The sequence below is a fragment of the Ruegeria sp. CG3 genome, from assembly GCF_056537205.1.
On the sequence record NZ_JBQFRC010000003.1, the window covers coordinates 383063 to 407642 of the forward strand.

The following is a 24580-nucleotide window of genomic DNA, read 5'->3' on the forward strand; positions in this document are numbered from 1 at the left end:
GGAACGGCCTCATGAGCATGTCAACGGCCCTGAATAACGCGCTGGGTGGGCTGGGCGCGGCAAGCCGCGGCGCCGCCGTCGTCTCGGGCAACATAGCCAATGCGCTGACGCCCGGCTACGCCAAGCGGACGTTGGAGCTGACCACCAACTCTATTTCCGGCAACGGCGTCAGGGTCGTGGGAATCACCCGCCATCAAGATCCTGTTCTGATGGCGAACCTGCGCGCGGCAACAGCGGATAACGCGGCGGCCTCGGCAATCTCGGAATTTTACTCGCAATTCGAAGCATTGGTCGGTACCCCCGATGACGGCAGATCGATCGCGGTATCTTTGAGCGCATTCGAGAACAGCTTGATCACGGCTGCAAGCAATCCCGGCTCGGTCGAGCGTCTGGATCTGGCGGCGCGCGCAGCTGGGGATCTGGTTGCCGATCTGAATATGGCGTCCGACGGCCTCAGCAAGATGCGTTCTGACGCGGACCGAACAATCGGGACGTATGTCGAAACACTGAATTCAACCCTGAAAGATATCGAAGCATTGAATGCCAAGATCCCGGCTGTTGAGAACGCGGGCGGCGATATCAATGGGTTGCTGGATCAACGCCAGGTTCTCATTGACCAGGTCAACCAGCTGGTTCCGGTCAATGTCGTGGCGCGCGACAACAACCGCGTCTCGCTGTACTCCGACGGTGGGCTGATACTTCTAGAAGGATCAGCCGCAGAGTTCGCGTTCTCGGTCACCGGTAATACCAAACCGCACATGACCGTAGGAAACGGACTGCTGTCCGGGCTCGAACTCAATGGACGGCCAGTCCGCACATCCGGTGATTCCGCACAGATCCGCGGCGGCGCTCTGGCAGCCCAGTTTGACATTCGCGACGTGTTGGCCATCGACGCGCATGAGGACCTGGACGCAGTTGCGCGCGATCTGATCGAACGGTTCGAAACTGCCGGCCTGGACCCGACCGCGATGCCGACTGATCCAGGCTTGTTCACCGATGCCGGTTCGCGTTTCGATGCCGCGGCGCCGGCGGGGCTCGCGTCCCGTCTTGAGCTCAACCCGATTGTCGATCCAGATGCCGGCGGCGACAGTTGGAAACTGCGCGCGGGGTTGGGGGCCGTTGCACCCAACGACCCCGGCGAGGCAACCCAGCTGCAGGCTTTTGGCGCCGTATTGACCTCGCCGCGCCCTGCCCCGGCTTTCGGCACAGGGGCCCTGCGGGCCAGTGAAGTGTCGGCGGCGCTTTTGTCCAAAGCTGGCACCGCTGCCCATACCGCTCAATCGCGCCAAAGTTACGCATCCAACGCGCAACTCCAAATGGAACAGTTAGTGGCCGAGCAGGGCGTGGACAGTGACACCGAATTGCAGCGCATGATGCAGATTGAACAGGCCTATGCCGCCAATGCGCGGATCATCACTGTTGTCGACGAATTGATGGATTTGCTGCTGAGGATGTAACCATGACCTTGAACTCGATTGGTGATCTGGCCCGCGGTCTGACCTTGCGCGCGCGCAGCACCGAGATCAAAACGCAGATCGAAACCCTGTCCTATGAGATGTCTACGGGTCAAACCGCTGACATTTCTGGGCGTCTCAGTGGCGATTACTCGCATCTGCTGGACCTGGATCGAAAAATTGCACAGCTGGACGCCTTCTCTACGGCGACCGCTGAGGCAAATCTGTTTGCTGATGCCACTCAGATCAGCCTCGAGACGTTTGAAACCTCGATTGGCGAGGTTTCGGCTTCTCTGCTCGCGTTTGGGACATCCAACCAAGCAACATCGCATGCTCAGGCCTCGGCTCAGGCGCGCAACGAACTGGACACGATGATTTCTTCATTGAACACGCGGGTCGGTGGCCGCAGCTTGTTCGCGGGAACCGCCACGGATGCCTCCCCGCTGCAGTCGACGGACACGCTACTGGCTGCTCTGCGAACCGAATTGGCGGGGCTGACAACCCTGAACGATATTCGCCAGGCGGCCGAAGATTGGTTCAATGATCCTGCCGGGTTTGAGGCGGTCATGTACAACGGTTCCAACACGACCCTCGCGCCTATGCAGATTTCGGAAACCGAGCGGGTGAACATGCAGTTCACGTCCAATGATCCGAAACTTCGGGATGGATTGCGCGATGTCGCGCTTGCGGCGCTGGCAAAGGAGGGCGCGCTGGGATGGCCACCAGACCTGCAAACTGCCTTGTTCACCGATCTGGGCGTGGCTCTGGCCAACACCAAGGATGACGTCGTGACGATGCGCGCTCAGATCGGAGCGGCGCAAGCCCGCATCGAACAGGCCGAAACACGAAATGCGGCGGCCAGGACCAGTTTTGAATACGCGCGCAACGAACTTGTCGCCGCCGATCCCTACGAAACTGTGGCACACCTGCAGACCGTGCAGTTCCAGCTTGAAAGCCTCTATTCGGTCACCGTCCGCAATTCGGCCCTATCATTGGTGAATTTCCTGAGATGAGACTTCTGGCCTTACTTCTGATCATGCTGCCTTCGGTGGCGGTTTCCGGGGCTGTTCGGCTCAAGGATCTGGTGAATTTTGACGGTGTACGCGGCAATGATCTGGTGGGATATGGCCTTGTCGTTGGACTGAACGGAACCGGTGACGGGTTGCGCAATTCCCCGTTCACCGAAGAAATCATGTCGAACATACTTGAACGGTTGGGCGTAAACGTCACTGGCGAGGACTTTCGCCCCAAGAATGTCGCCGCCGTTCTTGTCACCGCCACCCTTCCGCCCTTTGCGCGGGTTGGTGGGCAGATCGATGTGACCGTTTCGGCGATCGGAGATTCCAAAAGCCTGCTGGGCGGCACCCTCGTCATGACACCCTTGAATGCCGCAGATGGGCAGATCTATGCAGTTGCGCAGGGCACAGTTCTGGCAGGTGGTGCAGTCGCCGAGGGCGACGCTGCATCGGTTGTTCAGGGGGTGCCGACATCCGGTGTCATCCCCGCCGGGGCGCGGGTCGAGCAGGAGATCGATTTTGAACTGTCAGGTCTTTCCCAATTGCGGTTGGCCCTGCGCGAGCCGGACTTTACAACCGCCGGCCGGATCGAAGCGGCCATCAACCGCGAGTTCAATCGCGCCGTTGCGGTCATGCGCGACTCGGGCACGGTGGAATTGAGCATCCCGGAAACGCGGGCCCCTTCCACGGCGCATGCGATCGGCCGGATCGAAAACATCCTGATTGAACCCGAAACCAAGGCTCGCGTGGTTGTTGATCAGCGCTCCGGCACGATCGTCATGGGGCAGGAGGTCAGAATCTCACGTGTTGCGGTTTCCAAAGGCAACCTGACACTTCGGGTAGAGGAATCTCCGATCGCCGTTCAGCCCAACCCCTTTGCCAGAGGGGAGACCGTTGTTGTTCCACGAACCATCGCAGGGATTGAAGAGGACGCCGGCACCGGGTTGGCAGAAATACCCGAAGCGACGACCCTGTCGCAGGTGGTTGCCGGCCTGAACGCGTTGGGCGTGTCTCCGCGGGATATGATCGACATCCTCAAAACCATCAAAGCCGCCGGAGCCCTTCACGCCGAGTTTGTCGTCAGATAGCGGTCCGCATAGGCAGGAAACCGACTTTCAGACAAATTCCCGGTTCCGTTCTATTTTGACTTCCAACTGTCCAGCCAGCGCCGGAAGCTGGACCTTCGTTCGTCGATCGCATCCCCAGCGGCGTAGAGACCATCCTCGACGCTTTCAAGCATGGGGTCGATGCGGGCTTCGCGGAACCTGCGCCAACGCACCCAAAGCGCCCAGACGATGGCAAAAAAAACGGTCAGGAAAATGATGTTGAACCAGGGAATGATGCGGACGTCCGGTCCTTCGACATGTTTGATGAAGATGGCATTCGGGAAGATCGACAGAAACTCGTTGCGCCAGCCGTAGTGGGTCACGACAACCCAATCCGGATCATCCTTGTCCGAGATTGCGTCGTTGGCTTCGGTGTAAAGGTTCGCGGTATCGAACTTAAAATAGGGTGGCCAACCCCAGCTGGTATCTTCGTTCCGATAGACGATCGGCTTGCCGTTCGCCCGCACGGCTTGGATGAACTGCACATCGCGGTTCGAAAGGCTGGTCGACTGATCATCGGGCTCAGACCAGAAAACGCGGGTCCAATCCGTCAGATCCTGCCGCTCTTCGTAGGTGTTTACGATGCGGACAATGTCGTGCTGCGGCAGCGAGTATTGCAGGATCGCACCCAGCGTGATCCAGAAAATCAGGATGAACGCCCATTTGATGTAGACCATTCCCAAAACCTCACATGTAGTTCACGACATAGATCAGCGCGGCGATCGCCACCCAAGGCACGATATAAACACCCAGGATCAGTTTGCGACGGAACGAATTGTCATAGACATGCAATCCGCGTTCGACAAAGGCTTCCTTGTTGCCGGTCTTGCCCTTCTCTTCCCACCACGTCTCAAGCTTTTGCCGCCGGACGCGACGCGAGTAAAGTGACAAGGCAAAGTAGGCAATCGTCTGAACGACAAGCAAACCGAGAAACAGGCGCATTGCTCCGAACATATCACTCTTTCCTTACCGCGCCCCAAGGGCCGACCCGTGCGATCACCGCCTCGCTGACGCGGTCCTCGCCGCTCATGTCGGGTTCATGCCCGAACAGTGCGGCGCGGGCCCCGGCCTTGTCCACTTGATATTCACGGGCAAGAAACTCGGCCACATAGGCCTTTTTCGGCTCCGACCAGCCACCATAGGTACGGTAGAACAGTTCCTTGTGGCAAATGAACATCTGGCGCGGGTCCAGCGGGGCAAGCTCGGCCAGCAGCATATTCACAAGATCGCGGTTCGGGGTATTGGCGGCGCGCAGCGAATAGAAATAGGCCGGATGATCCGAGGTGATACGCGGCCAAGGCCCACCATCGGTCGCCCAGCGCAACAATTGCGCGAGGCCATGATAGGCTTCGGGCAAGCGATCCGCGTGATTGCGCGCCAAACGCCGCATGTCGCTGCGGTCCAGCCCGGTCAGATCAATGCCCGCATCCGCGGCGGCGTCAACGGTCAGAAAGTCCATCTTCTGTTGCAGGATCGCGGCGGCATCCACGCCGCGGGCCTTGACGATCGGCTCGACCAGATCGTTGTAATTCAGAAATTTGGCGATCTGGTTTCGCTGCGACGGATCAAAGACATATTTGATCGGCAAATCCTCTGGCCTTTCACCCATGCAGATCACCGCCGGGTGATCCAGATCCGGGAACAGATACATGCCGCCGAAATGCGCCGTCCAGAAGTTGCGCTGTTCAAACACCGTGTGGCGCAACCGGACAGGGTTGCGGGTGACGTCGCCGGTTTCCTTAGCGGTTTCGATCATATTCGCGATCAGCACATCGTCGAACCACGCGTCTTCTTCGGTCTTGAACCGTTCCACCATGCCTGCCAACTGATCGGCCTTGCGCAGGGTGCCGCCGACGGTGTCGGCCTCGATCTCGATCTTGCGCAGGTTCAGCAGGTCGCGCGGGGTGGTGAGTTTGAAGACCGAGTTCACCAACTCTCCGGCCACCGCATCTGTGGCGGTCAGGGCAAACAGCTGCGCCTCGTTCATCTCGATGAATTCGCGCAGGATATCGCGCGAGGTCGAGAATTTGACGTTCAGCAGCGGCGCGCGTTTCTGCTCGGTCGTCAGCAGGATGAACTGCCGGTTGACCCCGTTGGGGTTGAGATAGAGCGGGTCGTCCAACTCAATCCCCACCTCCGGCGAATAACCCGAGATATCGACATGGAAATCCGTCAGCGCCGTGGTCTTGCCCGCCAGATGTTGCAGCGCGCGGTTATACCGCTCGACCAGAGCCGGGCTGGAGATGTGGACGAGATTGCCGAACATCAGGCCTTTTTCGATGAGGCGGATCATGAAGCGAGCCTTTGTTCAGTTGGCGGCCAATCGATTGATGACAGATAGCTATCCATCATGATGCAGCTCTGTTCTCGACGAAAGCCACTTTGAGCCTTCGTACCAAACCAAAAAAAGTCACTGGAATCCAAATAAGTATCGCCCAAACTGACCAACCGAATTTTTCCAGAATCGGACAAGGTAAGCCGCTTGTGAGGGGGTCGCCACAAGTCTCCGAGACAGCGAAACCCGTTGCATAAAGAAGGGCGATGACCGTCAATACAGACATAAGCGAGATCGTGATCACGACATCGATTACCAATGCCAAAAGAATATGTAGCCTTTCGAGCGGCTTGAGCCAAAAGAGAGACACACAAATATAGCTCAATAGAGAAAGTACTAATAAAGCAACGAAGTAGGGTAAGAAAAAGCTCCAAAAGCTCACCCCTTCCCCTCCAGATATCGCCGCTTGGCCTCTTCCATCCGGCCCATCTCGCGGACGGCGTTTTCTGTGGCGACCTCGTCGCTCTTGTCGGCATAGCGGAACTCGCTGTCGGCGTAGCGGTTGATCTCCTGGATCACCATCTCGACGGTGATCGGCTGGCGCAGCTCCTCGATCATCGCCTTCTTGGTGTCGTAGTCGCGGAACAGGAACAGGTCGGGGTTTTCCATCCACTCGTCGGGCAGTTCGAAATCCATCGCGCGGACCTTGACTGCGTCGGTGATGTTCTTGATCGCGCGGCCGGTGAACCGCTCATCCGCCTGCTGGATCGCCTTGAGGTAGGTGCCCAGCTTGGCGATCGTGTCCATCTGGCCGATCTCACCAGAAACACGCTCATAGACCAGCAGCAAAGCATCCTCATGCGGGCGCGAGTGGCTTTCGAAACTGGCGGCGACGGCCTTCTTGATTTCCTGCGCGGCATAGGCGTCGTGCTCGCCCAGCGGGATGTCGTGGTTGCGGCCCATCAGCAGGTGCAGAATGTCAATGTAATCCTCACGCGTTTGCGGCCCGTCCACCAGGAACCGCGCGCCTGCCCGCTGGCGCAGGGCGTCGTCCACATTCTCGGGGTAGTTCGAGAACATGCCAAAGGTGCAGTTGCCGCGCACCACGGTGTTGGCGCCGGCAAAGCTCTCCATCAGCACGGCGGTGATTTCCAGCTGACCGGCTGACGACTGCCGGTCGCCGCGTTTGCCGGCCAGCTGATCGATATCGTCGATCGTGCCAAAGCCGATGACCGAGGGGTCGATGATCGTGTTGATGAACGCCTTGGCATTCTGGCCGGACTTGCCCTGATAGCTGTCGATATTGTCGGTGCTCAGGTTCTGATAGCGGAATGGATAGCCTGCGTTCTGGCAGTAGTCGTTGATCAGCCCGGCCATCATCTGGATCAGGGTCGTCTTGCCGGTGCCCGGTTTGCCGTCGCCCATGAAGGTAAAGATAAACCCGCCAAGCTCCGCGAACGGGTTCAGGCGACGGTCAAAATCATAAGCCATCAGCATTTTGGCCAGCTTCATGGCCTGATATTTGGCGATATGGTTGCCCACCACCTCGTTCGGTTTCTTGAACGTCATGGTGAGCGTGGTGGATTTGGCCTTCGACGCGGGCTCAAATCCCCGGATCGTCAGATCGTCGGCCTCGATATGCCAGGCGGCGTTCTGGAACGGGGCCAGATGGCCAGCCGTTTGCGCGCGCAGAGCAGCTTTTTCCATCAGTTGCTCTGCATAGGCACTGGTGGCCGCGATCAGATGGGCATCATCGGGCGCGTGCTTGGCCAGAACCTGATCCAGTTCCCACAGGGCACCGTGCAGGGCGAGTTGGCCGTTGTCTGTCAGGACCTCTTCGATTTCACCGATTTCGACCGTGGTCTCCCCCAGATGCGAGGACATCAAATAGGCCAACGCATTGCCGAAGGTGTGCAAGGTGATCAACGCTTCGGCGGTCAGCAATTCCGAAAACTCGGTCTTGCGCGCGACAGGCAGGTCCCCCGCCAGATTGGCGCGTTTCAGATCGGCCAGCGGGGTCTGGTCCGCATAGGTTTCGGCCAAGGCAAGAGCGATGGCAATCGCCCGGCGGATCGCCTGCTGTGTGGTCGCCTGCTGTGGGGACACCAGCGCGTCGCCGTCATCCGCGGCCTCGATCCGTTCGACCAGATGCACCCCATCGGCTCGCGCAGTGCGGCGGGTTACCAACCCCGGCGTGGTCGACCTGAACCGCCGCCCCGTCGACACACCCGGTGACCGTTCGACGGCGGCCTCGGCGGGTTTGGCTATGCGCGGCGCATGCTCGAACCCGTTCAGCAATGCGGTGGCGGCAGGATAGTGCTTGCGAATATCGTCTTCGCGCAATTCCATCTGGTCTGACGTCAAACTCATTTCAAAATCGCCTTTGTATTATCAATATCGCAACACCTGCCCGGACTTGCTGACCACAAACTTGCGCACATCCGCAAAGCCCGGCGGATTGCGTTCGGCCAGAACCTGGAACGGACGCTGGGGAAGGATGATCGAGCGCTGGGTGCGTGTGGCCCCGGTCTCGGCCCCCTGTCCGGCGAAGGGGTCCAACGCAAAGACCTCGCGCTCGACGGTCGAGAACCATCCGGCGCGTTCTTCGATGACCTCTTCGCTGTGCAGTTCTTCGGTGGTCCAGGCCAGAGCCCAATCCTGCCCCTCGGGGGCTTGCGCGTCCTCCAACACCTGCCGCAGGGGGCCGGATTGCTCGGTATAGGCCGAGGAATACATCGGGCCCACATGGATGCGGCGCAAATGTTTGGGGTGCAGGTCGTCGAAATCCTGGTCGAAGCCTTTGGCGATGGTCACCAGTTTCAAGTCACCAAGCGACTGCGCCATCAGATGCGCCTGCACTTCGGGCCAGCGACGCTGGTCCTTGGGCAGGGCCGTTTTGCCGCTGTCCTCCAACTGCATCAGGTAGATGACCGGTAGGTTGATCTGGCTGTCATAGACCGCCCAATGAATCAGGAACTTCCGCCGCTCGCCCTCGGTCTCGATCCAATGGCACTCCGGGTCATTGCGGGCCCAGAACAACTGACCTTTCAACAATTCCTCGTAATAGAGCCTTTGGGACAGCGCGAATTGCAGCTTGGTGGGGATTTCCCTGTCGCTGATGATCGTCCGCACCATCTCGGTTTTCAGGTCATCTTCCGAGGGCATATTCGCCAGATGTACCTGCGCCTGCTGCGCGTCATTGGCCATGGTCAGCAGTTCGGCCGCCACCGGAAACCCGCTGTCGCGCTTGTCCATGGCCAGACTGCCAAAGAACCGCCCCGTATCGCGCCCGACCAGCAGGTATTTCATGCTGAGCGCGCGGAAGGTGTAGAGCAGCCCCGAGAGGTACCGCGAAATGATCCGCACCTCTTGTTTGCTGATCGCGCCCTCAGCCTCCATCGTCGCGGCCACGCGCAGGAGGTGGACGGTGATCACCTCGAATTTGCGGAAGTAGCGCCGCGAGGCGAAAGTGTCGGTCAGGCCGACATGATCTTGGGTGGGATTAGTCATTTTGGTTTTTTCTATTGCCGGCTCCGTGGAATTGAGTGAGCCGCCAAGGCAGGAGAAGAACTTCTGAGATCAAGTACAAAGCGAAGATGACAAGCCCGAAAACTATGCTACCCGGACCGAAATAAACAGTGAGAAAGCCGAGCAGTTTGTAAGCTCCGCCTTCAACACCCAATTCGTGCAAAAGGGCAGTTAGTCCATAAATCGGAAGCGGCCAAACTACGAGAAAGAGGCCAATCCTGAGCAGCTTTACGTCTTTTTGGCTAAACCACTTCATCCGCCATACAAATTCTTATCATGCTTCTCGACAATCGAGGCAAACCGGCGGGCGAACCGCTCATCCGCCTTGGCCTTTTTCTCCAGCACGTCGCGGGCAAAGACCATGTGGTCCTCATGTGCCTCAAGCATGTCGGCCATTTTCTGGTTGGTCGCTGTGCCGATGGCGGCCATGGCGGTTTGCGCCTCTTGATCGGTCTGCACGCCGATCTCGTTGATACGGTGCGCCACGTCCTGTTGCTGTGCGGTTTTCAGCGATTTGGTCAGGGCGTCATACAGCACCACGCGCTGCTGCGTGTCTGTCTGCAGTTTGTTGATCAGCACCATCTGCGTCGCCGCCTGGTTCTGCAGTGAATCGACCCAGGTCTTGCCCTTTTCGATATAGCGCTCCAGCGTCTGGGACTTGGCCAGCTTGACCTGTTCTTCCTGAACCTTCGCGTTGTACTGCTTGTTCAGCTCGGCCAGTTCGGTTTCGAGCTTGGTGCGCGCGGCGGCGTCCTGCTCGACACTGATCTTGTTTTCCAGCGTGATGATCGCCGGGTCCATACCCTGAATCTCGGTACGCAACGCTTCCAATTCGGCCACGGTGGCCTCACGGTCATCCAGCGTGACGGTCAGGTTGTTCTCTACCTTAACGCGCTGCTCTTCCAGCACGGCCAGTTGTCCTTCCAGCAGCTTCACGATCACGTCGGATTTGGCGATCAGGTCCTGCAGCTTGTCGTCGATATTGGCTGAGCGCATCCGTTCTTGGCGCATTGACTCGGATTTACCCTTCGAGAAGATGCTCACGAACGATTCCCACCCGGTCTTCGAGCGCATCTCGTCGAAATCCTTGGAAAACGCGCTGGTGACGTCGTCCAACCCCATGATCAGTTCAGCGATGTTCGCGTTCATCACCTCGGTGTGGGCGTGCACGTCTTCAAGCGTGGCATTTTCGATGTCGATATCAGCTTCGGCCGTTCCGATCTTGGCACGTGCGGCTTCGATCCGCGAGGTCAGCCCTTCGATCTGCGACTGGCTTTCGCGCACCTTGCCCTGGGTTTCCTCGATCAATGCTTCGAATTGCTGGTTCGACATCTGTCCAATCCTTGTTTTTCTTATCTACCCAACAAGATAGGGAATGTTATAACGATTTACATCCCCTTGGGTCTCTCAAATCACCGGAACTGTGGCAAAACCCTATCGAAAAAGATAGGCGTCAAAACCAACAGCTGACTGGCTTTTGATGCTTTCCGGCCCTTGCATCGCACGCCGATCGATTTTTTGATCAAATCTGGATTGATTGACGCCCCCGGGTGGCCCTAGACATGTTCTGCGCCACCTGATTGGGTACGCGCAAATTCTTTCCCTGCCCGGAGGCCGACCCATGCTGGATACCACGACCGACCTGAAATCGCTTTTGAAGAACCCCGACCTTCTAGTCACCAAGGCCTATATCGGCGGGCAGTGGGTCGATGGTGACAACGGCACCTTTGCCGTCACCAACCCGGCCCGCGGCGACGTGATCGCCGAGGTCGCGGATGTCAGCCGCGCCCAGGTGGCCGGTGCCATCGCGCAGGCCGAGGCAGCACAGAAGGAATGGGCCAAGCTGACCGGCAAGGAGCGCGCTGCGATCCTGCGCCGGTGGTTCGACCTGATGATGGAAAACGCCGAGGATCTGGGCAAGATCCTGACCGCCGAACAGGGCAAACCCCTGGCCGAGGCGGTGGGCGAGATCGCCTATGGCGCGTCCTTCATCGAATTCTTCGGCGAAGAGGCCAAGCGGGTCTATGGCGAGACCATCCCCGGCCATCAGCGCGACAAGCGGATCATGGTGCTGAAACAGCCGATCGGGGTGGCGGCCTCGATCACGCCGTGGAACTTCCCCAACGCGATGATAACGCGCAAGGCAGGCCCGGCACTGGCCGCCGGCTGCGCCTTTGTCGCGCGCCCGGCCACCGAAACGCCCTTGTCGGCGCTGGTGCTGGCGCTGCTGGCCGAACAGGCCGGTGTTCCGGCGGGTGTGTTCAACGTGGTGCCCTCGTCACAGGCCAGCGAGATCGGCAAGGAGTTCTGCGAGAACCCTGGCGTGCGCAAGCTGACCTTTACCGGCTCGACCGAGGTGGGCCGGATCCTGCTGCGCCAGGCCGCGGACCAGGTCATGAAATGCTCGATGGAGTTGGGCGGCAACGCGCCGTTCATCGTGTTCGACGACGCCGATCTGGATGCCGCCGTCGAAGGCGCGATGCTGTGCAAGTTCCGCAACAACGGCCAGACCTGCGTCTGCGCCAACCGCATCTATGTTCAGGCCGGTGTCTATGACGCCTTTGCCGCCAAGCTTAAGGCCGCGGTCGAGGCATTGAAAATCGGCGACGGCCTGTCCGATGGCACCACGACCGGCCCGCTGATCAGCGACGAGGCGGTGGCCAAGGTGCAGGAGCACATCGCCGATGCCACGGACAATGGCGGCGCGATCCTGACCGGTGGCCTGCCGCACGATCTGGGCGGCACCTTCTTCCAGCCCACGATCATCACCGACGTGACCCAGGACATGAAGGTCGCGCAGGAAGAGACGTTTGGTCCTCTGGCGCCCCTGTTCAAGTTCGAGGACGAGGACGAGGTCATCGCCATGGCCAATGACACGATCTTCGGCCTTGCCTCGTATTTCTACGCCAAGGATCTGAGCCGCGTGTACAAGGTGGCCGAGGCGCTGGAATACGGCATCGTCGGCATCAACACCGGCATCATCAGCTCGGAACTGGGTCCTTTTGGTGGCGTCAAGCAATCCGGCCTTGGCCGTGAAGGCAGCCACCACGGCATGGAAGACTATCTTGAGATGAAATACATCTGCATGGCGGTCTGATCGGACGGACCATGAGACAAGGGCGCCTTTGGGCGCCCTTTTTCTTTGCAAGCGTCATGAAAAAACCCCACGTTCTGAGGAACGCGGGGTTGTGCGACAACCGAGGGAGGAGACGATTATCGCCGCTTGGGCGGTCTCAGCCTCAGTTCACGGGCTTGGCGTCAACCACGTCCTTTTCGATCGCCTTGGTCGAGGTGATCTCGATCCGGCGCGGTTTCAGCGCCTCGGGCACCTCGCGCTTCAGGTCGATGTGCAGCATACCGTTTTCCAGGCTGGCGCCGGTCACGCGGACATGGTCAGCCAGGGCAAAACGACGCTCGAAAGCGCGGGTGGCGATGCCGCGATGCAGATAGGTGCGCTTGGTGTCTTCGGTGGCTTTCTTGCCGGCCACGACCAGCGCGTTTTCCTTGACTTCGATCGTCAGGTCATCTTCGGCAAAGCCGGCGACTGCGATCGAAATGCGATACGCATCGGCATCGGTTTTTTCGATGTTGTACGGGGGATAGCTGGGTTGTGACACTTCGCTGGTCATGACCCGATCCATGATGTCGGCAATCTGGTCAAAGCCGACGGTTGCACGGTGCAGTGGTGCAAAATCAAAGCTACGCATGTTCGTTATCCTCATGTTCAGAGCGATTTACGAGTTTTGCCCTCCGATTGGACGGGCGTTGGTGATCGTCGGACCCCGGTTTGGCTGCCCGACACACAGGAGATGGGAAAGAAACTGGCTGAGTTCAAGACCCGCCGGAGCTGATGAATTTCGCGCCCGAGCTGGACTTGCCCGAGCCGACCTGCAGCCGCCGAATCTTGGCCTTTGGCTGCGGCGCATCCCGCCGCATGATGGCCTTGAGGTCCGAGACGACCCCCTCAAGTTCCATGCCGAACCCGACCTTGCGACGGCCGTCGGTACCAACCGCAGATACCACAGAAAGGATCTGCCAACGCGGCCCGTTGCGGGCCAGAATGGCCGAACCGGAGGATCCGAACGTGACATCGCAATTGAAGGTAATCAGACCTTGGCGCCGCTCGAGAATCCGGCAGGACCGCTGGCGCGTGATTGCCTCGGATCGGCCGCGCCCGTACGAAGCGATGCTGATCTCATCCCCGGCGACCCGGCCACTGTGCAATGCAAATGGGTTGGCGACGGTATACGGGATCGGTTGATCCAGTCGCATCAGGGCGACATCGACCCGGACCATCTCGGGTGACAGGCCAACCCGGGGGTCATAGTCGGGAAGGACGGCGATCTGCACGACCGTGCCTTCTGCAAGCGCATGTCCATCGCTCAGGCCTGCGCGAAAGGTGACTTCGCCGGGTGCATAGGTCCGACCGGTGGCCTTGTCCGTCGCACAATGGGCTGCGGTCAGAACAAGATCCTGCGCGATCAGCGTACCCGTGCAGAACGAGCGGTCTCCGATGTCCAGCCGTCCGATCGCCTCCCAACCATACAGGTCGTCCCGATCGGTCAGCCGGCGCTTGCCACTGTCCTGGGCCACCGCCGACGCAGCAATCCCGGCCAAAATCAGGGCCAATGTCACGATACGGCAGGTCATGGCCGGACAAACCTTGCGCCGACGTTCTTTCCAGGCTCGAGCGTATTGCCGGAAGCGCCAAATCCATTCCCTGCGGACAGCTCGGTGCGCAGCACCTCCAGCGACTCTTCCAGCGCTGTTCCCAACGATACCCGCCGGCCTTCCAATTCGGCCTTTGCGGACACGACCGATACGATCCGGGGGTGATCCCCTGAGAACGAGAAGATCGGCGCGCCGGACGCACCCAAATCCACGTCACAGGACATGACCAGCACCCCCGATTGCTGCGCCATGACCGAGCAGACCTGTTGCAGCGAAGGGGCTTCTGCGCGGTTGTGGGCGTACGAAACCACTCCGACATCCTCGCCACGCGTTGGCCTGTAGCCGGTTTCAAACGGGATCACGGTCGTATTTCGGATCGGCTGCCACAACTCGATCAGCGCGACGTCGTGGCGCACGCGGCTGACAGATGCGGCGCGGTCATACTCGTATTCCGGATGAATGACCGCCTGGCGCGCCGTGCGATAGGCCGATGCGCGGCCATGTCGCCACCCCGCCAGAAACTCGATTTGGCCCGGATCAATTCGTTGGCGGGTTGCTTGGTCGAACAGGCAATGCGCTGCGGTCAGAACAAGGGTGGGTGAGATCAACGCGCCAGTGCAGAAGCCGGTGCCGTTGATGTTCAGCCGTCCGACCGCCATCCATTCGCGTCCGGAATCCGAGGTTTCAAGGCTTTGCAGCCCAGTATCCTGCGCCGTGGCTGCCAATGGCAGAACACATAACGCTATCGCCCTGATCCATGTGCGCACGCGGTTCTCCGGCATGAGGTATCGGCCAATCTACTTACGCGTGGCGTTTGGCGAAAATAGGGCAGAGCCACACCGCGCCTAATCCGCACCAGACTGATGCGTCGGCGCATCAGGCCCGATCACCGCAGGATCGGCACCGTATCCGCAGGCTGTCCGGCCCGATCCAGCGCAGGGGGCCGAGGCCCGCCCGTGGCCCAATCCAACAGCTCGACCGTATGCACGATGGGCAGTCGGGTGCCCGACCCGATCTGCATCATGCAGCCGATGTTCCCGGCCGCGATCAGATCGGGGTTCCTGGCCTCCAACGTGCGCACCTTGCGCTGTTTCAGCTTCGCCGAGATCTCGGGCTGCATCAGGTTGTAGGTGCCGGCGCTGCCGCAGCACAGGTGGCTGTCGGCGGGCTCGACCACCGTGTACCCCGCCTGTTTCAGCAGGTCCTTGGGATAGGTCTTGATCTGCTGCCCGTGTTGCAGCGAGCAGGCCGCGTGATAGGCCACCGTCAGCCCCTTGTCGTCACCCTGCGGCAAGTCCAGCTGGATCAGGACCTCGCTGACATCCATGGCAATGCCCGACACCCGCGCCGCGTCCTCGGCCAGTGGATCGTCGCGGAACATGTGCCCGTAATCCTTGACCGTGGTGCCGCAGCCCGAGGTGTTGATGACGATTGCATCCAACCCCTTGCCGTCCATCTCGCGCGTCCAGGCGCGGATATTGGCGGCGGCGGTGGTATGGCTTTCGCGGGTCTTGCCCATGTGATGGGTCAACGCCCCGCAGCAGCCAGCGCCCTCGGCCACAACGACCTCGCAGCCCAGCCGGGTCAGCAGGCGGATCGTGGCATCGTTGATGTCGGTGTTCAGCGCCTTTTGCGCACAGCCTGTCATCAGAGCCACGCGTTTGATCGCCTGCCCCTTGGGCGCAAAGCTTTGTGGGTCGTCATTGCGGCTGACCGGCGGGATGTGTTTCGGCGCCATGTCCAGCATTGCCCGCAGGCGCGCGTCGGGCATCAGAAAGCGGAACGGCCGCCCCAGCTTGGCCCCGATCAGCGCCCAGCGAAACCGCATCGGATAGGGCAGGATCCGCGCCAGAACCCATCGCAGCGCCCGGTCCGAGAAGGGGCGCTTGTAGCGGTTTTCGATATATTCGCGGGCGTGATCGACCAGATGCATGTAATGCACGCCCGACGGGCAGGTCGTCATGCAGGCCAGGCAGGACAGGCAGCGGTCGATATGCTTGACGGTCTTTTCGTCCGGCACACGCTCGTTTTCCAGCATGTCCTTGATCAGGTAGATGCGCCCGCGGGGGCTGTCCAATTCGTCGCCCAACACCTGGTAGGTCGGGCAGGTGGCGGTGCAGAACCCGCAATGCACGCAGTTGCGCAAAATCTCGTTTGCGCGGCGGGTGCCGGGGTCTTTCAACTGGTCTTCGGTGAATGTGGTCTGCATCGCCCTATCCCATCAGCCCGGGGTTGAACATGCCGCGCGGGTCGAATTTCTGTCGAATCCCCTGTGTCAGAGACGCAATTCCCTGCGGTTCCGGCTGGAACCGGCCCAGCCGGGCAAGGGTATCGGCCCCGGCCCGCACCAGCGTGGCGTGGCCGGAAAACGCGCCGATGCGCGCGCGCAGGTCGGTGCCTGCGGGCACCAGCGCCCAGATCAACCCGCCGCCCCAGTCGAACAGGGTCCGGTCGGCCTCGACCCGCGCGGCGATTTCGGGCGCGTCGCCGGGTTTGACCGAAATCCGCCAGACATCGCCGGGCGTGTCGGCGAAATCGGCCGCATCGCGGATCGTCTGCCACAGGGCATCCGACGGCTCGACCGGATCAACCGCGCCGAACTGGCCCAGCAACTCCTGCAGACGCTCGGTGCGATACGAGACCGATTCCGCAAACCCCTCAATCCGGATCAAGGCGCGCTGCTGCTGCGGATCACAGGCTGCGCCGGTGACCTCAAAGGGTGATTTCAGCGCCTCGGACAAGATGCGAACCGCGGTCGCCGCGTCCTTGGCGGGTACGGCCAGCGTTGCGCTGGCCTCGGGTTTGGGCAGCACTTTCAGCGAGACCTCGGTCAGCACGCCCAGCGTGCCCCAAGACCCCGCCATCAGCTTGACCAGATCGTATCCGGTGACGTTCTTCATCACCCGGCCGCCATTCTTGATGATCTGCCCCTGCCCGTCGACAAAGCGCACGCCCAGCAGGAAATCGCGGCAGGCCCCGGCCTGGATCCGGCGCGGCCCCGAGACGTTGGCGGCCACGACACCGCCGATCGTGGGCGCGCCCGAGGACCCCAGTAGGGCGCGGTGATCCATCGGTTCGAATGCCAGTTGCTGGCCTTCGACCTCCAACGCGGCCTCGATCTCAGCCAGCGGGGTTCCGGCCTGCGCCACAAGCGTCAACGCCCCCGGCTCGTACAGGGTGATCCCGCGCAGCCCCTCGGTGCTCAGCATCCGGTCGGGGCCGGTCACACCACGGGTGCCGCCACCGGCAACGCGTACCGGTTCGTTCAGGCCGGCCACGATTTCGGCCAGTTCAGACTCTGATTCAGGTCTCATTGCGGGGTCCGTTCTGTCTTGGGATTCATTCCGCCGCCATCGGCACGACGCGCCGGGCCGCACTGGCGTCCAGCGGAAACACCTTGGCGGGGTTCAGCAGCCATTTCGGGTCGAACACGTCCTTGACGGCCATCTGCGCCTCAAGGTCCTGAGGCGCGTATTGATGATGCATCAGGTCGCGCTTTTCGATGCCCACCCCATGCTCGCCGGTCAGGCAGCCGCCGGCATCGACGCACAGTTTCAGGATCTCGGCCCCGAAGGCCTCGCACTTTTCCAGATCGCCGGGCTTGTTCGCATCGAACAGGATCAGCGGGTGCATGTTGCCGTCGCCGGCGTGGAACACGTTGCCCACGGGCAGGCCGAATTCCTTGCTCAATTCACCGATGCGGCGCAGCACGTCCGGCAGGGCCGACACCGGAATCGTGCCGTCCAGACACATATAGTCGTTGATCTGCCCCATCGCGCCAAAGGCCGATTTCCGGCCCAGCCAGATGCGGGCGCTTTCCTCGGCCGACTGGCTTTCCCGCAGTTCGACCGGGTTGTGTCGTTTGGCGATCTCGACGATCTTGGCCAGCTGGCTGTCGATCTCGGCATCCGAGCCCTCGACCTCAACGATCAGCAGCGCCTCGCAATTCGGATAGCCGGCATGGGCAAAATTCTCGCAGGTCTCGATGCACAGCCGATCCATGAACTCGATCGCCACGGGCAGGATGCCGGATTTGATGATGTCCGAGACGCATTCGCCCGCCACCGCATTGTCATCAAAACCCATCAGGACCGGGCGGGCGCCCTCGGGCTTGCGCAGGATGCGCAGCGTCGCCTCGGTGACGACCCCCAGTTGCCCTTCCGAGCCGCAGATCACGCCCAGCAAATCCAGCCCGCCGGAATCCAGATGCGCGCCGCCGATCTCGACCACGCGGCCATCCATCAGCACCATGGTCACGCCCAGCAGGTTGTTGGTGGTCACGCCGTATTTCAGGCAGTGTGCGCCGCCCGAGTTCATCGCGATATTGCCCGCGATGGCACAGGCCAGCTGCGACGACGGATCGGGCGCATAGAAGAAATCCTGCGCCTCGACCGCGCCGGTGACGCTCAGATTGGTGCGGCCGGTCTGCACGCGGATGAAGCGGTTGTCATAGTCGACCTCAAGCACCTCGTTCATGCGGGCCACGCCCAGGATCACGCAATCGGCGGTGGGCAGCGCCCCACCGGCCAGCGAGGTCCCGGCCCCGCGCGGCACGACCGGCACGCTTTCGTCATGGCAGATGCGCAGAATGCCCGAGACCTCCTGCGTCGAAGACGGCAGAACCGCGATCATCGGCGCGCATTTGTAGGCGGTCAGGGCGTCGCATTCATAGGCGCGGGTTTCGGACGGATCGGCGATGATGGCATCTTCGGGCAGGACCTGCCGCAGACGGGCAAGCACGCTGGCCTTGCGGGCCAGAACGTCGGGGTTGATCTGTGGCATGTCCATGGCGAGTCCTCCGGTTTGGTAAAATAATATTACCAATTTCTGCATCTGGCAAGTTGCCTTCGTCGGACGTACTGTCGCGCCATGACACTGACCGAACGCGCCCTGCTGTTTTCGCCCCTGGACTACGCCGCCGTCCTGCTGTTGCTGATCGCCTGGCAATGGATCGGATGGCGGATCGAGAACCCCGCGCCGGGCAAGCGTTCGGTCGCGGTGATGATGGACGAATTCCGCCGCTGCTGGATGCGCGAAATGGTGACCCGTCAGCCCCGCATGTTCGACGCCCAGGTCGTGGGCACGATGCGTCAGGGCAGCACGTTCTTTGCCTCGACCACGATGATCGCCATCGGGGGTGGGCTGGCCCTTCTGGGCAATACCGAGCGACTGTCGGGCGTCGCCAAGGATCTGGCCATCGGCAGCGCACCGGCCATGGTGTGGGAGGTCAAGATCCTGATCGTGCTGCTGTTTCTGTCGAATGCGTTTCTGAAATACGTCTGGGCGCATCGGTTGTTCGGCTACTGCGCGGTGCTGATGGCGGCGGTGCCGAACGAGCCCGAGGATCCGCAGGCCTATCCCCGCGCGGAACAGGCGGCCGAGATCTGCGTGACCGCCGCGCGCAGCTTCAACCGTGCCCTGCGCGCCACCTATTTCGCGCTGGCGTCGCTGGCGTGGATACTGGGCCCGATCACGTTGATCATCGGCACGCTTCTGACATTGGGGGTTCTTTATCGGCGCGAGTTTGCCTCGCATTCCCGCGCGATCCTGCTGAGCCTGCCGCCGGACACGCAGACGTGATCGCGCCCCGCCTGATCAGATCCTAAAATGACGAAATGCGACACCTGATCCCCTGCCTGTTTCTGGCCGCCCCGGCCCTCGCCGACCCACCGGCAGTCGAAAATGTCACCGCGTCGCGCACGGGCGAAACCTGGCGATTCGACGTGACCATCCGCCACCCCGATACCGGGTGGGACCACTATGCCGATGGCTGGCGCGTTCTGGCGATGGACGGGACCGAGCTGGGGATGCGGGTGCTGCATCACCCGCACGAGACCGAGCAGCCCTTTACCCGGTCGCTGGGCGGGGTCGCGATCCCCGAAGGCGCGAGTCAGGTTCAGGTACAGGCCCGGTGCAGTGTCGATGGCTGGAACGCGGACACCACGCTTGTGACGCTGGACTGATCGTCAGAACACGCCCAGCGACAGCCCGGCGCCCAGCGCGGCGCCGATCTCGCGGCATTTGTCCAGTTCATCCTCGGGGATGGTCTTTTCCGCCAATATCGCCTCGGGCGTCTGGGCGTGGGTGCACACGATGAGGGGCGTTTGCACCTGTTTCAGACGCCAACCGGTAGCGATGCGCGCCAGTTGCCGCGCCGCGTTCTGACCGTCGGACCCGGCACAGATCATCTGCGCATAGGGCCGCCCTTCGATCCGGCCCAGAACCGGGTAATAGCAGCGGTCGAAGAAGTCTTTCATGACGCCTGACAGCGCCGCCAGGTTCTCGGGCGCGCAAAAGATGTATCCGTCGGCCGCCAGCAAATCGTCGGGTCCCGCCTCGTCGGCGGGTTTCAGGTTGACCTCGGCCTCGGCGCTGGCCGCCAGCGCGGCCGCTTCGGCCATCTGCCGGCTGCCGCCGGTGCGCGAATGATAGACGATCAGCAGACGGGCCATGATGGTCACGCCCGATGATACGGGCCGCCCGACAGGATCGTCGCGGCACGATAGAGTTGTTCCGACAGCATCACCCGGACCAGCATATGTGGCCAGACCATCGCGCCGAAAGAAATCGAAAAATCGGCCTCGGCCCGCAGCGCCGGGTCGATCCCGTCGGCGCCGCCGATGACAAAGGCCAGATCCTGCCGGCCCATGTCACGCCACCCGGCCAGTTTCTGCGCGAAATCGGGGGAAGACATCACCTTTCCGCGCTCGTCCAATGTGCAGATCACCGCGCCAGCGGGCAGCGCCTTGCGCAGCAAGGCGGCCTCGGCGCCCATGCCGACGTTCTTCTTGTCCTCGACCTCGATCACACGCGCAGGCCCAAGGCCCAGGCCGCGGCCGGTCCGGTCGAAACGGGTCAGATAGTCGTCAAGCAGGGTCTTCTCCGGTCCGGCACGCAATCGCCCGACCGCACAAATGCTGATACGCATGTCGCTCTCGCCGCCGGCCCTTCAATACGGGCCGGGATGGCGCCTCAGTTGGCCGAGGCGCTGCCGCCCTGAGGCAGCCACATCTTTTCCAGCTGGTAGAATTCGCGCACTTCGGGGCGGAAGATATGGACGATCACATCGCCCGTATCGATCAGCACCCAGTCGCCGGCATCTTTGCCTTCGACCTTCGAGGTGAAACCGAATTCCTGCTTGATGCGATCGGTCAGCTTTTCCGCCATCGCCGACACCTGACGCGTCGACCGGCCCGAAGCGATGACCATGTAGTCGGCCACCGAAGACTTGCCCTGCAGGTTAATCTGCACAACATCTTCGGCCTTGTCATCGGAAAGTGAGGAAAGGATGCGTTCAAGCAGCTTGTCGCTGATTGACTGAGAGCGGGCCATCACAGCGGCCCCTTCATCGGCGGGCAAACCCGCCTGTGTGTGTAGAGACAGGACATGGTCCTCCTTGCTAAAGCGCCGTGTAACCCCGGCGCCGAGGTACTATTAAGGTAGCAAGGCAATTGCAACATTTCAATGAACGGCAACCGTTGATGGCACGGGGTTGATCAATCCGTGTCCAGATGTGGCACAGCGGTGTCGGTGGCACCCTGCCCCAGCAGGCGCACTTCGCGCTGCGGGAAGGGGATCGAGATGCCCTCAGCCTGGAATGCATCCCACAGCGCCAGATAGACATTGCCGCGGATGTTGGTCAGGCCGGCCGTCGGATCGCGGATCCAGAACCGCAGCACGTAATCGACGCTGCTGTCGCCGAACCCGGTGATGTGGCAGACCGGTTCGTGCTTGCCGCCGCTCAGAACGCGTTTGACTGATTTCACCGTTCGCACGGCGGTCTCGCGCACCTTGTGCGGGTCGTCGCCGTAGCTGGTGCCGAAAGTCAGATCGAGGCGGACGAACTCGTCGGAATGGGACCAGTTCACCACCTGCCCGGTAATCAGATCCTCGTTCGGGATCAGGTATTCGCGCCCGTCGCGGGTAACGACCGAGACGTAGCGGGCGCCCAGCGCGTTGATCCAACCGAACGTATCGCCCAGCGAGATCACGTCGCCCGGCTTGATCGACCGGTCCATCAGGATGATGATCCCCGAGATCAGGTTCGACACGACCTTCTGCAGGCCGAAGCCGATACCGACGCCAACCGCACCGGACAACAGCGCGATCCCGGTCAGGTCGAATCCCAGCGTCCGGATCCCGACCAGAAAGACCAGCCCGTACAGCGCCACCTGGATCCCCTTGGCCAGCAACACCTGCATCGAGGGCGAGATGTCGTCATTGCTTTTCAGCCCGCGTTCCGCCGCCCGGGTGCCGAGCCGCGCCAGCACCAACAACGTGCCGATCAGCAGAATGGCCTTGAGAATCCCCAATACCGAGATGTGAAGGCTGCCGATCGAAATCGCCACGCCGTCCAGAAACTCGGCGACGTCATCGGTCAGACTCAGCGCGACCAGCGTGGCGTAGATCCACATCGACCAGCGGAAGATGCGCCGAATCGTCCGGTTGCGGACGAGTCGCGAAATCAGCGCGATCGCCAGCCACGCGGCTGCCAGCGTTGCCAGAACACCGATGATGTAACTGCGCGATGGCCAGGTGACCTGCTGCATCACCAGATAGACGCCCCAGGCCAGCACGACGAAGTAGACCAGCGTCATCCGCTGCATCAGCTGAACCAGAACCCGCAACCGCCATTTGGGCCATCCACTGCGCGCCCGCGCCCAGGCTTCCCACCGGCCTTTTGTCAGCAGTGTCAAAAGGAAGGACAGCGCCACCAGCCCCAGGATGATGGCGATCTGATACTGCCGCCACCCCGGAGTCACGATCAACTCGACCAGGTTCCCAAGCTGCAACAGAAAGGCCTCGGCCATGTTGTCGAACAGCTCTGAAATCGAACTTGGGATCAAATCATTGTCCATGCGCGTCTCCTGCCGCCAGATTGAACAGCAATGTGGCGGCTTGCAAGGCCCACCGACCTGTCGTGGGACGCGGATTGAGCCTTGATTGACGAGGGGGCGCGATATATCTGGATCGCATGAGATTCCATCAGGCCCCTGCTCCCAACCTGCAAGACCGCGCGCGCCTGCGTGAACGGTTCTTCGGGGCCGCCCGCACGGTTCTGGCCCGCCTATAATCGGCGCCCAGCCACTCGCCAGCATTTCTCAATACAGACGGGAGAGGACCGATGTCCCCCAAAACACTCTATGACAAGATCTGGGATGCCCATGTCGTGCACGAAGCCGACGATGGCACCTGCCTGCTTTATATCGACCGCCACCTGGTGCACGAAGTGACCAGCCCGCAGGCCTTCGAAGGCCTGCGCATGGCGGGCCGCAAGGTGCGCGCGCCGGAAAAGACCATCGCCGTGCCCGACCACAACGTGCCCACCACGCCCGACCGCGTGAACGGAATCGAGAACCCCGAATCGCGCATCCAGGTCGAAGCACTGGACAAGAACGCCCGCGAATTCGGCATTCACTACTACCCGGTGAATGATATCCGTCAGGGCATCGTCCACATCGTCGGCCCCGAACAGGGCTGGACCCTGCCGGGCATGACCGTGGTCTGCGGCGACAGCCACACCGCCACCCACGGCGCGTTCGGCGCGCTGGCCCACGGCATCGGCACCTCCGAGGTCGAGCATGTTCTGGCCACCCAGACTCTGATCCAGAAAAAGTCCAAGAACATGAAGGTCGAGATCACCGGCAAACTGCAGCCGGGCGTGACCGCCAAGGACATCACTCTGGCCGTGATCGGCGAAACCGGCACCGCCGGCGGCACCGGCTATGTGATCGAATATTGCGGCGAAGCGATCCGCGACCTGTCGATGGAAGGCCGCATGACCGTCTGCAACATGGCCATCGAGGGCGGCGCCCGCGCCGGCCTGATCGCGCCGGACGAAAAGACGTTCGAATACGTCAAGGGCCGCCCGCACGCTCCCAAGGGCGCGCAGTGGGAGGCCGCCCTGGCCTGGTGGAAGACGCTCTATTCCGATGACGACGCCCATTGGGACAAGGTCGTCACCATCCGCGGCGAGGACATCGCCCCCGTGGTTACCTGGGGCACCAGCCCCGAAGACGTTCTGCCGATCACCGCGACCGTGCCCAACCCCGAGGATTTCGAGGGCGGCAAGGTCGAGGCCGCGCGCCGCTCGATCGAATACATGGGGCTCAAGCCGGGCCAGAAACTGAGCGACATCGAGATCGACACGGTCTTCATCGGCTCCTGCACCAACGGCCGCATCGAGGATCTGCGCGCCGCCGCCGAGATCCTGAAGGGCAAGAAGATCAAGGACGGCATCCGCGCCATGGTCGTGCCCGGCTCGGGCCTTGTCCGCGCGCAGGCCGAAGAGGAAGGCATTGCTGAGATCTTCAAGCAGGCCGGGTTCGAATGGCGCCTTGCGGGCTGTTCGATGTGCCTGGCCATGAACCCCGACCAGCTGACCCCGGGCGAGCGTTGCGCCGCCACCTCGAACCGCAATTTCGAGGGCCGTCAGGGCCGCGGCGGACGCACCCATCTGCTGAGCCCCGCGATGGCTGCCGCCGCGGCAATCACGGGAAAGCTGACAGATGTGCGCGAATTGATGTAAGG

Annotated in this window: 24 protein-coding genes; 7 read left to right on the forward strand and 17 right to left on the reverse strand. The window is 61.4% G+C overall.

Annotated features, from left to right (window positions below; genetic code table 11):
- Positions 1 to 17: 17 nt before the first annotated feature.
- From flgK to ACR0NB_RS15310, 3 genes are read left to right on the forward strand one after another with little or no spacing between them, the layout of a single operon-like run.
- Positions 18 to 1457 (forward strand): flagellar hook-associated protein FlgK, encoded by a 1440-nt coding sequence (gene flgK / locus ACR0NB_RS15300; protein WP_480776169.1) that lies wholly within the window; start codon positions 18 to 20, stop codon positions 1455 to 1457.
- 2 nt (positions 1458 to 1459) lie between these two features.
- Entirely contained in the window at positions 1460 to 2467 is a 1008-nt protein-coding gene (locus ACR0NB_RS15305; protein WP_480776124.1) for a flagellin, read from the forward strand.
- Complete coding sequence (locus ACR0NB_RS15310) at positions 2464 to 3558, forward strand: flagellar basal body P-ring protein FlgI (protein ID WP_480776125.1); 1095 nt, start codon at positions 2464 to 2466, stop codon at positions 3556 to 3558. Before ACR0NB_RS15305 ends, ACR0NB_RS15310 begins: the two co-directional genes overlap by 4 nt.
- A gap of 50 nt (positions 3559 to 3608) precedes the next feature.
- Here ACR0NB_RS15310 and ACR0NB_RS15315 read toward each other — a convergent pair whose 3' ends face one another.
- From ACR0NB_RS15315 to ACR0NB_RS15345, 7 genes are all read right to left on the reverse strand, one after another.
- The gene (locus tag ACR0NB_RS15315) at positions 3609 to 4253 is read right to left on the reverse strand and encodes a DUF1523 family protein (protein ID WP_170359868.1); all 645 of its coding nucleotides are present in this window, start codon (positions 4251 to 4253) and stop codon (positions 3609 to 3611) included.
- Positions 4254 to 4263: 10 nt separating this feature from the next.
- Positions 4264 to 4530 (reverse strand): hypothetical protein, encoded by a 267-nt coding sequence (locus tag ACR0NB_RS15320; RefSeq protein WP_093963662.1) that lies wholly within the window; start codon positions 4528 to 4530, stop codon positions 4264 to 4266.
- Between the two features lies 1 nt (position 4531).
- Complete coding sequence (locus ACR0NB_RS15325; RefSeq protein WP_480776126.1) at positions 4532 to 5869, reverse strand: DUF6638 family protein; 1338 nt, start codon at positions 5867 to 5869, stop codon at positions 4532 to 4534.
- Positions 5870 to 5924: 55 nt separating this feature from the next.
- Positions 5925 to 6293 carry a hypothetical protein gene (locus tag ACR0NB_RS15330; protein ID WP_170421035.1) on the reverse strand — a complete coding sequence of 123 codons (369 nt, stop codon included), beginning with the start codon at positions 6291 to 6293 and terminating at the stop codon, positions 5925 to 5927.
- Positions 6290 to 8221 carry an AAA family ATPase gene (locus ACR0NB_RS15335; protein WP_480776127.1) on the reverse strand — a complete coding sequence of 644 codons (1932 nt, stop codon included), beginning with the start codon at positions 8219 to 8221 and terminating at the stop codon, positions 6290 to 6292. Before ACR0NB_RS15335 ends, ACR0NB_RS15330 begins: the two co-directional genes overlap by 4 nt.
- A gap of 21 nt (positions 8222 to 8242) precedes the next feature.
- Positions 8243 to 9361 (reverse strand): hypothetical protein, encoded by a 1119-nt coding sequence (locus ACR0NB_RS15340; protein ID WP_480776128.1) that lies wholly within the window; start codon positions 9359 to 9361, stop codon positions 8243 to 8245.
- A gap of 270 nt (positions 9362 to 9631) precedes the next feature.
- Positions 9632 to 10711, reverse strand: a complete 1080-nt coding sequence (locus ACR0NB_RS15345; RefSeq protein WP_480776129.1) for a hypothetical protein — start codon at positions 10709 to 10711, stop codon at positions 9632 to 9634.
- Positions 10712 to 11000: 289 nt separating this feature from the next.
- On the opposite strand from ACR0NB_RS15345, the gene ACR0NB_RS15350 reads away from it, so the two are divergent.
- Positions 11001 to 12476, forward strand: coding sequence for an NAD-dependent succinate-semialdehyde dehydrogenase (locus ACR0NB_RS15350; protein ID WP_480776130.1), 1476 nt, complete (start codon positions 11001 to 11003; stop codon positions 12474 to 12476).
- Positions 12477 to 12618: 142 nt separating this feature from the next.
- Here the strand turns inward: ACR0NB_RS15350 and ACR0NB_RS15355 are convergent, their stop codons facing one another.
- The 6 genes from ACR0NB_RS15355 to ACR0NB_RS15380 form a co-directional block, all read right to left on the reverse strand.
- Positions 12619 to 13086, reverse strand: coding sequence for an Hsp20 family protein (locus tag ACR0NB_RS15355; RefSeq protein WP_170342492.1), 468 nt, complete (start codon positions 13084 to 13086; stop codon positions 12619 to 12621).
- A gap of 124 nt (positions 13087 to 13210) precedes the next feature.
- Positions 13211 to 14029 (reverse strand): trypsin-like serine peptidase, encoded by an 819-nt coding sequence (locus ACR0NB_RS15360; RefSeq protein ID WP_170448693.1) that lies wholly within the window; start codon positions 14027 to 14029, stop codon positions 13211 to 13213.
- Positions 14026 to 14817 (reverse strand): trypsin-like serine peptidase, encoded by a 792-nt coding sequence (locus ACR0NB_RS15365; protein ID WP_342355391.1) that lies wholly within the window; start codon positions 14815 to 14817, stop codon positions 14026 to 14028. The genes ACR0NB_RS15360 and ACR0NB_RS15365 overlap by 4 nt, the downstream gene beginning before the upstream one ends.
- A gap of 119 nt (positions 14818 to 14936) precedes the next feature.
- A complete protein-coding gene (gene glcF / locus ACR0NB_RS15370; RefSeq protein ID WP_480776131.1) occupies positions 14937 to 16259 on the reverse strand; it encodes a glycolate oxidase subunit GlcF in 1323 nt (440 codons plus the stop codon).
- Between the two features lie 4 nt (positions 16260 to 16263).
- Positions 16264 to 17364 (reverse strand): FAD-binding protein, encoded by a 1101-nt coding sequence (locus ACR0NB_RS15375; protein WP_480776132.1) that lies wholly within the window; start codon positions 17362 to 17364, stop codon positions 16264 to 16266.
- A 25-nt stretch (positions 17365 to 17389) separates the two neighbouring features.
- Positions 17390 to 18838, reverse strand: coding sequence for an FAD-linked oxidase C-terminal domain-containing protein (locus ACR0NB_RS15380; protein ID WP_480776133.1), 1449 nt, complete (start codon positions 18836 to 18838; stop codon positions 17390 to 17392).
- Positions 18839 to 18919: 81 nt separating this feature from the next.
- On the opposite strand from ACR0NB_RS15380, the gene ACR0NB_RS15385 reads away from it, so the two are divergent.
- On the forward strand, positions 18920 to 19630 hold the full coding sequence (locus tag ACR0NB_RS15385; protein WP_480776134.1) for a DUF599 domain-containing protein: 711 nt from the start codon (positions 18920 to 18922) through the stop codon (positions 19628 to 19630).
- A 35-nt stretch (positions 19631 to 19665) separates the two neighbouring features.
- Positions 19666 to 20013 (forward strand): hypothetical protein, encoded by a 348-nt coding sequence (locus ACR0NB_RS15390; protein ID WP_480776135.1) that lies wholly within the window; start codon positions 19666 to 19668, stop codon positions 20011 to 20013.
- A 3-nt stretch (positions 20014 to 20016) separates the two neighbouring features.
- Here ACR0NB_RS15390 and ACR0NB_RS15395 read toward each other — a convergent pair whose 3' ends face one another.
- The 4 genes from ACR0NB_RS15395 to ACR0NB_RS15410 form a co-directional block, all read right to left on the reverse strand.
- Complete coding sequence (locus ACR0NB_RS15395) at positions 20017 to 20502, reverse strand: flavodoxin family protein (RefSeq protein WP_480776136.1); 486 nt, start codon at positions 20500 to 20502, stop codon at positions 20017 to 20019.
- A 5-nt stretch (positions 20503 to 20507) separates the two neighbouring features.
- Entirely contained in the window at positions 20508 to 20978 is a 471-nt protein-coding gene (rlmH, locus tag ACR0NB_RS15400) for a 23S rRNA (pseudouridine(1915)-N(3))-methyltransferase RlmH (protein ID WP_480776137.1), read from the reverse strand.
- A 44-nt stretch (positions 20979 to 21022) separates the two neighbouring features.
- Entirely contained in the window at positions 21023 to 21382 is a 360-nt protein-coding gene (rsfS, locus tag ACR0NB_RS15405; RefSeq protein WP_093963679.1) for a ribosome silencing factor, read from the reverse strand.
- A gap of 164 nt (positions 21383 to 21546) precedes the next feature.
- Complete coding sequence (locus ACR0NB_RS15410; protein WP_480776138.1) at positions 21547 to 22908, reverse strand: mechanosensitive ion channel family protein; 1362 nt, start codon at positions 22906 to 22908, stop codon at positions 21547 to 21549.
- Between the two features lie 266 nt (positions 22909 to 23174).
- On the opposite strand from ACR0NB_RS15410, the gene leuC reads away from it, so the two are divergent.
- Positions 23175 to 24578 carry a 3-isopropylmalate dehydratase large subunit gene (gene leuC / locus ACR0NB_RS15415; RefSeq protein ID WP_170367504.1) on the forward strand — a complete coding sequence of 468 codons (1404 nt, stop codon included), beginning with the start codon at positions 23175 to 23177 and terminating at the stop codon, positions 24576 to 24578.
- Positions 24579 to 24580 lie beyond the last annotated feature (2 nt).